We start from the raw sequence: 255 nt of genomic DNA, 5'->3' as shown, positions 1-255 counted from the left end.
CAGGCTAGGCCGGGCGCGGCTTTGCCGTCGTGGCCTCGGAGGTGCGGGCGCTGGCGCAGCGCAGCTCGGACGCGGCCAAGGAGATCAAGACGCTGATCGGCACCAGTTCCGAGCAGGTCGAGCAGGGCGTGGCGCTGGTCAACCGCGCGGGCGAGGCGCTGAGCGACATCGTCGGGCGGGTGGCCAACATCGCCGAGCTGATGGCGGGCATCGCGACCGGCGCGCAGGAACAATCCGTGGGCCTGGGCGAGATCA

1 pseudogene is annotated in these 255 nt (G+C 71.8%); it reads left to right on the top strand.

Going from position 1 to position 255, the window contains the following annotated elements:
* Positions 1-8: 8 nt before the first annotated feature.
* A pseudogene (locus tag NHN26_RS17430) lies at positions 9-255 on the top strand (methyl-accepting chemotaxis protein); the annotation flags it as partial.

Origin of the sequence: Rhodovulum tesquicola (assembly GCF_024128855.1) — a bacterium.
In the GTDB taxonomy this organism is placed as follows: domain Bacteria; phylum Pseudomonadota; class Alphaproteobacteria; order Rhodobacterales; family Rhodobacteraceae; genus Rhodovulum; species Rhodovulum tesquicola.
The sequence above is the reverse complement of the archived record's forward strand: the minus strand, read 5'-3'. Positions and strand labels throughout refer to the sequence as shown.